The sequence below is a fragment of the Halomicrobium katesii DSM 19301 genome, assembly GCF_000379085.1.
In the GTDB taxonomy this organism is placed as follows: Archaea; Halobacteriota; Halobacteria; order Halobacteriales; family Haloarculaceae; genus Halomicrobium; species Halomicrobium katesii.
On the sequence record NZ_KB905378.1, the window covers coordinates 258668 to 268892 of the forward strand.

9 protein-coding genes are annotated in these 10225 nt (G+C 66.9%); 8 read left to right on the forward strand and 1 reads right to left on the reverse strand.

Annotated features, from left to right (window positions below):
- Positions 1-127 precede the first annotated feature (127 nt).
- Complete coding sequence (locus HALKA_RS0101275) at positions 128-592, forward strand: DUF7529 family protein (protein ID WP_044956586.1); 465 nt, start codon at positions 128-130, stop codon at positions 590-592.
- A complete protein-coding gene (locus HALKA_RS0101280; RefSeq protein WP_018256293.1) occupies positions 589-1527 on the forward strand; it encodes a metallophosphoesterase family protein in 939 nt (312 codons plus the stop codon). Before HALKA_RS0101275 ends, HALKA_RS0101280 begins: the two co-directional genes overlap by 4 nt.
- A gap of 89 nt (positions 1528-1616) precedes the next feature.
- Here HALKA_RS0101280 and rdfA read toward each other — a convergent pair whose 3' ends face one another.
- Positions 1617-2222: a rod-determining factor RdfA gene (rdfA, locus tag HALKA_RS0101285; protein WP_012807650.1), complete on the reverse strand. Its 606-nt coding sequence runs from the start codon at positions 2220-2222 to the stop codon at positions 1617-1619.
- A gap of 135 nt (positions 2223-2357) precedes the next feature.
- Between rdfA and dgoD (HALKA_RS0101290) the strand changes: the two genes are divergently transcribed.
- The 6 genes from dgoD (HALKA_RS0101290) (at position 2358) to HALKA_RS0101315 (ending at position 10165) form a co-directional block, all read left to right on the forward strand.
- The gene (gene dgoD / locus HALKA_RS0101290; RefSeq protein ID WP_018256294.1) at positions 2358-3491 is read left to right on the forward strand and encodes a galactonate dehydratase; all 1134 of its coding nucleotides are present in this window, start codon (positions 2358-2360) and stop codon (positions 3489-3491) included.
- Positions 3492-3550: 59 nt separating this feature from the next.
- Positions 3551-4246, forward strand: a complete 696-nt coding sequence (locus HALKA_RS0101295; RefSeq protein ID WP_018256295.1) for an IclR family transcriptional regulator — start codon at positions 3551-3553, stop codon at positions 4244-4246.
- A gap of 724 nt (positions 4247-4970) precedes the next feature.
- Positions 4971-6125 carry a galactonate dehydratase gene (gene dgoD / locus HALKA_RS0101300; RefSeq protein WP_026190111.1) on the forward strand — a complete coding sequence of 385 codons (1155 nt, stop codon included), beginning with the start codon at positions 4971-4973 and terminating at the stop codon, positions 6123-6125.
- Positions 6126-6285: 160 nt separating this feature from the next.
- Complete coding sequence (locus tag HALKA_RS0101305) at positions 6286-7092, forward strand: SDR family NAD(P)-dependent oxidoreductase (protein ID WP_018256297.1); 807 nt, start codon at positions 6286-6288, stop codon at positions 7090-7092.
- 308 nt (positions 7093-7400) lie between these two features.
- On the forward strand, positions 7401-8375 hold the full coding sequence (locus tag HALKA_RS0101310) for a DHH family phosphoesterase (protein WP_018256298.1): 975 nt from the start codon (positions 7401-7403) through the stop codon (positions 8373-8375).
- A gap of 134 nt (positions 8376-8509) precedes the next feature.
- A complete protein-coding gene (locus HALKA_RS0101315) occupies positions 8510-10165 on the forward strand; it encodes a long-chain fatty acid--CoA ligase (protein WP_018256299.1) in 1656 nt (551 codons plus the stop codon).
- The last annotated feature ends 60 nt before the right edge of the window (positions 10166-10225 follow it).

A 10225-nucleotide genomic window follows, 5' to 3' on the forward strand; every position in this document is an offset into this window, starting at 1 on the left:
GTAATTGTGTTGCTATTATCAACCTATATTTCCTTATAGATTTCCATTGATAGCCAGATTCTATATAGAGTTACCAAAGTAGCCGGTAGTGGAAACGTACTTGTACAGCCACGGGAAACGAGAACCGATGTCGGAGAACGCCAACGAGTGGGGTCGAACCCTGGAGACCGCCACGGAGATGGCCGACGAGCTCCGGTCCGAGGGGTGGTCCGTCGAGACTGTCCGCGCGGCCCACGTCGCACCGGAGCCGCCGTCACACGGTGAGACCGATCGGTTCGGGTTCGTCTACCTGGCCCAGGGCGAGGTCGCCGACGACGTTCGCTCGGCCGTCGCCGAGGGCGAGTTCGACGGCTACGAACTGTTCACGCACCGGGACGGCTCGGACCTGTACGCGGTGACGCGACTGACCGATCGGGACCGCGATCTGGCGGTGTTGCTGGTCGGCGCGATCGACCTCGCGACGGCCGGTGAGCTGGCCGCCGTGGCGCGGGACCGCGGCGAGATGTACTCCCACGTCCAGCTGGTCGACGGTACCCACTTGGCGACGTTCCGCCACGACGACGCCGACCACTTCTTTCCGGAGGACGTATGACCGAGTTCGACGACGCCGGGCCGGTCGTGGCCCGACTGGACGAGCCGCGCGGGGACCACACGCGCTTCGCGGTCCTGGCCGACCCACACGTCTCGACGCGCGAAGCGGGCACGTCGAAGCTGTTCGAACACACGCTCGACCACCTGGAAGCGGCCGTCGCGGACATCGGCCGCCGCGCCGTCGACGCCGTCCTCTCGCCGGGCGACCTGACGAAAGACGGCGAGCCCTGGAACTACGACGCCGTCGACCGGGCACTGTCCGAGCTGGACGCGCCCTTCTATGCCGTCCCCGGCAATCACGACGTACCGAAGACCAGAGACGAACACGACCCTCTCTCCGTCGAGGCGTTCGCCGACCGCTACGGCCCCGGCGAACTCCCGTACTACGTCGAGGTCGGCGGTCTGGACGTGATCGGCCTCAACACTGCCGGCACGGCGGACCGGCTGTACGAGAGCCACGAGGGACGGGTCACCGAGGCGACGCTGGACTGGCTCGCCGAGACCCTGGCCGAGGCGGAGACGCCCGTGGTCCTCCTCCACCACAACCTCCCGTCGGTGAGCGACCAGATCGACGCCCACCGGGAGATCGAGCCCGAGATGGTCGAGATCCCGGCGATGGCCGACGCGGACCCGCTGGCCGAGACACTCGCCGAGGGCGGGGCACAGCTCCTCCTCACCGGCCACTATCACCTGCCCGCGACCGGCGAGTACCGCGGACTGCGAGAGATCGCCGCGCCGACGACCTGCTCGTTCCCGCAGTCATATCTCCTCTGTGAGACGACGCCGGAGGGGACGACGATCCGGCTCGTCCCGATCGCCGACGAGGTCGGACTGGAGACCGCACACGCCCGCCGGAGCGGCGACTCAGCGACCGCGAAGGGCCTGACCGCGATCGCCGCCGCTCGGCTGGCCTCGTTCCCGCTGGTCAGCGAGTGACTGGCGGCGCATACTGCCGGCTGTACATCTGTCACGGATTTCGCCACCCAGGGGTGGCGAATATCTGAACGAAGTCACAGCCGGCAGTATCAGGTCTCGGGCTCGTCCTGACAGTCACAGCCGCCGTTCGTGAGCAGTTCGTCGGCGCTGTACTGGGTCCCACAGTCCTGGCAGAACACCTGTACGTCGACGAAGACGCTGAAGTTCCCGATGGTGATGCGGTCGGTGTTGTGGAGGCTTTCGAGGTTGTTGCGGACGACGGCCTGGGTCCGGCTGACGAGTCGCCTGATCGACTCCGCGGTCTTCTCGATCTGGGAGCTGTCGGACCGCTCCTCGCTGGGCTTGGAGACGCCCCGCTCGTCGGTGAGGTAGGTGTAGATGCTCTGGTGGGAGACGAACGACGCGCGGAGCGATTCGAGATCGATACCGCGCTGTTCGAGGCGCGTCTCGACCTCCGCTCGCGTCCCGGTCCCCACGTCGTCGTCGGTGAGGAGTTCGTAGGTGTTCTCGATCTCCCCGTCGACGTAGGCTTCGTCGGCCCGGTCGTGGGCGGCCGCCAGCAGCCGCTGGTTGAACCAGTCCGCCAGCTCCCGGAGGCTGTACTGTTCGTCACCGGTCCCCAGCCAGTACTCTTCGAGTTGCTGGCCGACGCCGTCGAGTTCCCACTCGTCGATCAGCCTGGCGACTTTGCTCACCGCGTCTCCCTCCGAACTGTGACAGCGTTCATACGCGCATCTACCGAGAGAGTGCCACATGAACGTTCGCTTCCGCGGAGTCGACGCGTCCCGTCCGTCGACAACCCTTAACACCGCCGGCCGTCGATGAGGGACATGACCCGGATCGTCGACTACGAACTGTTCGAGGTGCCGCCGCGCTGGCTGTTCCTGAAGCTCGAAACGGCCGACGGGACGGCGGGCTGGGGCGAACCCATCCTCGAAGGGCGTGCCGCGACCGTCCGCACCGCCGTCGAGGAGCTACTGGAGGGGTACCTGCTGGGCGAGGCGGCGGGCCGGATCGAGGACCACTGGCAGACGATGTATCGCGGCGGCTTCTACCGCGGCGGCCCCGTGCTCATGTCGGCGATCGCCGGGATCGACCAGGCGCTGTGGGACATCGAGGGCAAGCGGACGGATCGGTCGGTCGCCGACCTGCTGGGCGGTTCCACGCGCGAGCACGTCCCGGTCTACAAGAAGCTCGTCCCGGAGCGCGTCGACAGGATCCCCGAGCTGGCGACCGACGCCGTCGAGGCGGGCTACGAGACGCTCAAGCTACTGACGACCTACCAGACCGCACCGCTGGAGTCGGGGGCCGACGTCGACGCGATCTGTGAGCACCTGTCGCTCGCTCGCGACGCGGTCGGACGGGCGGTCGACATCGGGATCGACCTCCACGGCCACGTCTCGGCGAGCATGGCCCCGCGGGTGTGCGCCCGGCTCGCGGCGGACGACCCCGCGTTCGTCGAGGAGCCCGTCCGGCCCGAGCACCTGCGGACGCTGGATCGGTCGGCCACCCACGACGTTCCGGTGGCGTTCGGCGAGCGGCTCTACTCGCGCTGGGAGTTCCGTCCGCACCTCGAAGCGGGGCGGGTCGACATCGTCCAGCCCGACATCAGTCACGCGGGCGGGATCACCGAGATCGCGAAGATCGCGTCGATGGCCGAGACCTACGGGGCGCGGGTGATGCCGAGTTGCTCGGTCGGGCCGATCGCCCACGCGGCCAGCACGCAGCTCAGCCACCACCTCTCGAACGCCGTCACGCAGCCCGACCTGGGCGAGCACTACGTCGACGCCTACGTCGACAACGCCGACGAACTGCGCAGCGAGAACGGGCGGGTCACCCTCCCCGATCGGCCCGGCCTCGGCGTCGACGTGAACGAGGCGGGCGTCCGGGACCACGCCGGCACGGGAAGCGACTGGCGACCGCCGGTCCGGCGGTACGACGACGGGAGTTTCGTCGAGTGGTGAGAGCGCTCGCGGCAGACACTGACAGTGGACTTATCCTCGCGCCAGCCCAGCGAGACCGTATGACAGATGGCGACCGCATCGCGGCGACGAAGACGGCCTTCGAACTGCTGGACGTGGTCTACCGGTCCGGCGGCGCTTCGGCCGCGGAGCTGATGGACGCGACCGGGCTCTCTCGGGGCGGCGTCTACAAACACCTGCGCACGCTCGTCGAGGTCGGCGCGCTGGCGAATCGCGACGGCGTCTACGAGCTGGGGCCGACGGTCGCCGAGTACGGAGTGGCGGCGACCGCTTCCCACGCGGTCCTCGACCAGACCGACGCGGTCGATCGGCTGGCACGCGGGATCGACGCCCCGGCGAACCTCTGGGTGAGCGACGGCGAAGAGTGTCACTGTCGATACACGACGAGCGCGGACCGCGCTGCGTATCCCAGAGCCGTGGGCAACAGCGAGCGACTCGTCGAGAGCCCGCCCGGGAAAGTGATGCTTGCTCGGCTCCCGACGCGGCGGCGCACGGAGCTGGTCGGCACCCACAACGAGACGCTACTCTCACAGCTGGAGACGGCCAGAGAGCGTCAGTTCCTGGAGGAACGACTCCTCTCGGCACCCGACTGGGTCTCGATCGCGGCCCCGGTACTCGCGCCGGGCGGGGACGCCGCGGCGGCGATCGAGGCCGTCGTCCCGTCCGACCGGGCAGATCAGCTGGACGCGACGACGGTCGGTGAGCGGCTCGTGGAGACGACAGCGGAGATGCAGTAGCAGCCCCGACAAAGTATCCTCGATACTCTCGCTATTCTGTCAGTATCGTCGAACACAACTATATATGAGACGTTTCGGATCACGGCGAGGCAGTGGCACGGAGAGCGTCGGCAGCTGTCGTCGATCCGCCCGGCGGCGAGGCACCGCTTCGACCGATCTAGCTCCAGTTTACTGCTCTCGTTTCCGCGTATCAATCGAGCGGAGAGGACGACGAGCGACAGCGACGCGCCGTCGGCCGGACGAGGATCGAATCTCCGGTGAAGGAGCGTCAGATGCTGTTACGTGGACGGTAGTACACTCCTCCGTGGCCGATCTCGACGAGGACCAGACGGGGCGTCGAGCGCCGACGATCCGCCCGATATCGGCAGATGTAATTTGAGTCGAACATAGAACGTTCGCTGATCTATCTTTCATCGTATTTTTTCGCCCTCGAATACTATCTCTGTAGGAAGTCGCCGTTCGGGCCGAGCAGCGACGAGCACACGACGGTCGCCGATCGGACGGTCGAGAACGAGGGTCACGGCGGACAGCGTTGTACACATTTGGTGTACTACAGTCGCCGTCTATTACAGAACTATGGCTGTAAAGCAGAGCGGAGAGTCCACAGTGAGTGTATCGGATGGCGACGCCGGTCCGAGAGTCGCCCCCGGAAACACGCGTCTCCCGGATCGGCCAGTCCCCGAAACGACTAAACGAGCCGAAACCACACGTCAGAGCGAACACGATGAGCGAGATCACCGACTACGAGCTGTTCGAAGTCCCGCCGCGGTGGCTGTTCCTCCGGATCGAGACCAGCGACGGCCTCGTCGGCTGGGGCGAACCCGTCGTCGAAGGCCGGGCGAAGACCGTCCGCACCGCCGTCGAGGAACTGATGGACAACTACCTGCTGGGCGAGGACCCGTCACGGATCGAGGACCACTGGCAGACGATGTACCGCGGCGGCTTCTACCGCGGCGGCCCCGTGCTCATGTCGGCGATCGCCGGGATCGACCAGGCGCTGTGGGACATCAAGGGCAAGCGCTTCGACGCCCCGGTCCACGAGCTGCTGGGCGGCAAGGCCCGCGACCGCATCCGCGTCTACCAGTGGATCGGCGGGGACCGTCCCTCCGACGTGGCCGAGCAGGCCCGCGAGCAGGTCGAAGCGGGCTTCACGGCGCTGAAGATGAACGCCACCGAGGAGATCGAGCGCGTCGACGACCCCGCCACCATCCAGGCCGCCGTCGACCGGCTCCGGCAGGTCAGAGAAGCGGTCGGCGACGAGGTCGACATCGGCGTCGACTTCCACGGCCGCGTCACGAAACCGATGGCCAAGCGCCTGGTCGAGGAGCTGGCTCCCTACGAACCGATGTTCGTCGAGGAGCCCGTGTTGCCCGAACACAACGACGCACTCCCCGAGATCTCCCAGCACACGACGACGCCCATCGCCACGGGCGAGCGGATGTTCTCGCGGTGGGACTACAAGTCGCTGTTCGAGAACGGCACCGTCGACGTGATCCAGCCCGACCTCTCTCACGCGGGCGGTATCACCGAGGTCAAGAAGATCGCGGCGATGGCCGAGGCCTACGACGTGGCGATGGCCCCGCACTGCCCGCTGGGACCGATCGCGCTGGCGTCGTGTCTCCAGGTCGACGCCACCGCCGCCAACGCCGTCATCCAGGAACAGAGCCTCGACATCCACTACAACGAGACCAGCGACGTGCTCGACTACCTCGCCGATCCCGCGGTCTTCGACTACGACGACGGCTACGTCGAGATCCCAGACGACCCCGGTCTGGGCGTCGAGATCGACGAGGAGTACGTCCGCGAGCAGGCCGAGCTCGACCACGACTGGCACAACCCCGTCTGGCGACACGACGACGGCAGCGTCGCCGAGTGGTAGCGAGGGGCGCGACCGAAGAGAGCGGCCCTCGTCCAGCGCGAGCGGGAGTGAACACAGCGAACGACACGTGAGCAGCGAGGGGCGCGACCGAAGAGAGCGGCCCTCGTCCAGCGCGAGCGGAACGGAGAATACTTACCGAGCGGGCCGACACGTCTACTCGATGCCAGCAGACCCGACAGCCAACGCCGTCCCGAACAGACACGCAGACAGCGTCGCCGTCGTCACCGGTTCGACCCGCGGCATCGGCGCTGGCGTCGCCCGCCGCTTCGCCGCCGAAGGGGCCTCTGTCGTCGTCACCGGTCGCTCCGTCGAGCCCGGCGAGCGCGTCGTCGCCGAAATCGAAGACGCGGGCGGCGAGGCGACCTTCCTGCAGGCGGACATGCGCGATCCCGCCGAGATCCAGGCGCTGATCGAACACACCGTCGAGGAGTACGGCCGCGTCGACACGCTGGTCAACAACGCGGGCGTCCAGACCGAGACCACCGCCAGCGAGGCGACGCTGGACGACTGGGCGTTCGTCGTCGAGACCGACTTCCGGTCGTTCTGGCTCTGTACCAAACACGCGGTCGAGCATATGCCAGAGGGCGGCACCGTCCTCAACATGTCCTCGAACCACGCCCGCCTGACGATGCCCGGCCTCTTCCCGTACAACGCCGTCAAGGCCGGCATCGACGGGATGACCCGCGCGATGGCGCTGGAACTCGGCCCAGAAGGGATCACGGTCAACACGATCAACCCCGGCTGGATCGAGATCGAGCGGACCAGCGAGGAGCTGGGTGAGGACTACGAGTACACCGAGGAGATCCATCCCGTCGGTCGACTCGGGACGCCGGCCGACGTGGCCGGTCTCGCCGCCTTCCTCGCCAGCGACGACGCGACGTTCGTCACCGGCGAGAGCATCCTTGTCGACGGCGGGCGCTCACAGGTGATGCAAGACGACGTGTACCTCGACTACCGTCGAGAGTGATTGATCGACCATAGTCGCCGATAGGAGTGGTTGTCTGTCGGCGTAGTACGACCATCTAATTCCTGTATCGAGCTAGGTAGCCCAAGTTTTGGAATTTTTGATTTTATAATACCCATATATGGCCCCATATGTTCCAGCATACATCGACAGAAGTTATTGATGGCTCAGATACCCTATTTGAGTTGCTAAATCCACAATCTATCGTAGAAAACGCCTATTCTGGTCAAAACCTCCAGCGGACGGGGGCGCATGTGGTCGATCGACACACCGCCCAAGCGCATTTGTGTCGCGATCGAGACAGCGACGGTATGGCAGATCACACAGCCGTCGCCGGCACACTCGAAGGGCGCGATTCGTGTCTGCTGGTGGTCCACGCCCAGGCGGACCTCGACGCGGTCGGTGCCGCCGTCGGACTCGCCCGCACGCTCGACAGCGACGCACGGATCGTCGCGCCGGACGGCCTCAAGCGGCGGGCCCGGCAGCTGATCGAGGGGCTCGACGAGACCGTTCACTCACCCGACGGGGTGGCGCTTGGCGACGCCGACTGTCTGGTCGCCCTCGACGCACCGTCGAGCGACCGCATCGAGCCGGTGTGGGGTGCAGTGACGCCGGAACCCCTCGTCGTGATCGACCACCACGAGCCCGGCGACCTCGTCGAGGCGTCGACGGTCGCCGCCGTCGACACGACCGCCGGTGCGACGGCCGCGCTGGTCGCCGACGTGATCGACGCACTGGATGGGACAGCGGACTCGAAGGCACGGATCGCGCTGGCGGCGGGGCTGTTCGACGACACGGGCGGGCTCGCGGGTGCCTCGCCCGAGGAGATCAGTCGCTTCGGCGACCTGCTGGCCGACAACGACCACGTCGACGTGCTCTCGGCGCTGCTCGAACACGAGCGGTCGTTCGGCCAGCGAGTCGCCGCGAGCAAGGCGGTCGTTCGGGCGACGGGCTACCGCGCCGACCGGACGCTGGTCCTGACGACGACGATCTCCAGCCAGCAGAGTGTCGCTGCACAGGCGCTCCGAGCGACCGGAGCCGAGATCGCGCTCGTGTTCTCCGAGCGCGACGACCAGTGCTGGATCGTCGGCCGCGCCGAGTCCGAGAGTATCAACCTTCCCGAGGACCTGTTCGAGCCGCTGGCCGAGACCTTCGACGGCGACGGCGGCGGCCACGCGGGTGCCGGCGTGGCGAAACTCGACACGACGGCACTGGAGGCCGTCCGCGAGGAGACGCTCGCTCAGCTGGAAGCGACGCTCGGGACGGCACTCTCGGCGCTGTCGTAGGCTGGCGAAGGCGTGACCGTCGATTTGGAGAAGACCGTTGACAGCCTTCCGCCGCCCCAGACCGTGCCTCGAACGACACCAGTAGTGGTGCGAACGGGCACACATTTATCATTATTTACCACCACGGTAGTCGTATGCCAGGCGGCAGCGATATGACCCTGCATCAGTTCCTGTGGCGCGCGGAAAACGTCTTCGGCGACCAGGAGATCGTCTCTCGGACCCACGAGGGAATCCACCGCTACACGTTCGCGGAGTATGGGGACCGCGTGCGAAAGCTCGCGAGCGTCCTCGACCGGCGTGGCTACGGCGAGGGCGACCGGATCGCCACCTTCGCGTGGAACAACCACTGGCACCACGAGCTGTACTTCGGCGTGCCCTGCCAGGGCGCACAGCTACACATGATCAACATCCTCCTGCCGGACGCACACGTCCAGCACCTCGTCGACGACGCCGAGGACGCGGTGCTGGTCGTCGACCCGACGATGCTCGACGCCCTCGAAGCGGCCTACGACGAGGCGGCCTTCGACAGCGTCGAGCTGTTCGTCGTCATGGGCGACACCGTCCCCGAGACCGACCTGGAGCCGGTCACCGACTACGAGTCGTTCATCGCCGACGGCGACCCCGACTACGAGTTCCCCGACGTGAGCGAGGACCAGCCGGCCGGGATGTGCTACACCTCCGGGACGACGGGGATGCCCAAGGGCGTCGAGTACACCCACAAGATGTACTGGGGGCACACGATGGGGCTGCTCACCGGCGAGCTGGGCCTCACAGCTCGCGACACTGCGATGACGGTCGTCCCGATGTTCCACGTCTCGGGGTGGGGTCGCCCGTTCGCGACGCTGGCCTCCGGTGCCAAGCAGGTCCTCCCGGGACCGAACCCCGAGCCCGAAGACCTCGCCCGGCTCGTCGAATCCGAGGGCGTGACCCAGAGCGCGGCGGTCCCGACCGTGTGGCGCGGGCTGCTCCAGTACGCTTCCGAGGCCGATCCGGACCTCGATTCCCTGGAGTACGTCCTCTCGGGTGGGTCGGCGACGCCCAAGGGCCTCATCGAACGCTACCGCGAGGAGCTGGGCATCGAGCTGGTCTCGGGCTACGGGATGACCGAGACGACGCCGATCACGCATCTCGCCGAGACGATACCCGGAAACGTCGACGCCGGGGGCGACGAGCGGACGGCGACGCGTGCCCACGCGGGGCTACCGCTGCCCGGCGTCCAGCTGAAAGTCGTCGACGAGGACGGCGCGGAGGTCCCGTGGGACGGCGAGTCGCTGGGCGAACTCCTGATGAAGGGGCCGTGGGTCACCACCGAGTACTTCAACGCCCCCGACAAGACCGAGCGGTCGATCACCGAGGACGGGTGGCTCAAGACCGGCGACATCGCACGGGTCACCGAGAACGGATACACCGACGTGGTCGATCGCCTCGACGACCTCGTCAAGAGCGGCGGAGAGTGGATCTCCAGCGTCGAGCTGGAGAACCGTCTGATGGGCCACGAAGCGGTCGCGGAGGCGGCAGTGCTCCCCGTCGAGCATCCCACCTGGGACGAGCGCCCCGCCGCCTTCGTCGTCGTCGAGGACGACGCCACGGCCGACGACGACCTGCGCGAGACGCTTCGCTCGTTCGTCGCCGAGGAGTATCCCTCGTGGTGGATACCGGACACCATCGAGTTCATTCCGGCGGTCCCGAAAGGCGCGACGGGGAAGTTCTCGAAGATCGACCTGGAGGACCAGTACGTCGACGACGAACTCAGAGCACGGGTCCGCGAGCAAGCCCCCGGACAGCGGTAGCTGCATCGCCGCCACGACTGGCCAACGGTATAATTCCATCCCGTATCTACAAATTTAAGT

Coding starts and splice junctions, on each gene's coding strand:
- HALKA_RS0101275 (WP_044956586.1), top strand. CDS start 128: ATGTCGGAGAACGCCAACGAGTGGGGTCGAACCCTGGAGACCGCCACG.
- HALKA_RS0101280 (WP_018256293.1), top strand. CDS start 589: ATGACCGAGTTCGACGACGCCGGGCCGGTCGTGGCCCGACTGGACGAG.
- dgoD (WP_018256294.1), top strand. CDS start 2,358: ATGACCCGGATCGTCGACTACGAACTGTTCGAGGTGCCGCCGCGCTGG.
- HALKA_RS0101295 (WP_018256295.1), top strand. CDS start 3,551: ATGACAGATGGCGACCGCATCGCGGCGACGAAGACGGCCTTCGAACTG.
- dgoD (WP_026190111.1), top strand. CDS start 4,971: ATGAGCGAGATCACCGACTACGAGCTGTTCGAAGTCCCGCCGCGGTGG.
- HALKA_RS0101305 (WP_018256297.1), top strand. CDS start 6,286: ATGCCAGCAGACCCGACAGCCAACGCCGTCCCGAACAGACACGCAGAC.
- HALKA_RS0101310 (WP_018256298.1), top strand. CDS start 7,401: ATGGCAGATCACACAGCCGTCGCCGGCACACTCGAAGGGCGCGATTCG.
- HALKA_RS0101315 (WP_018256299.1), top strand. CDS start 8,510: ATGCCAGGCGGCAGCGATATGACCCTGCATCAGTTCCTGTGGCGCGCG.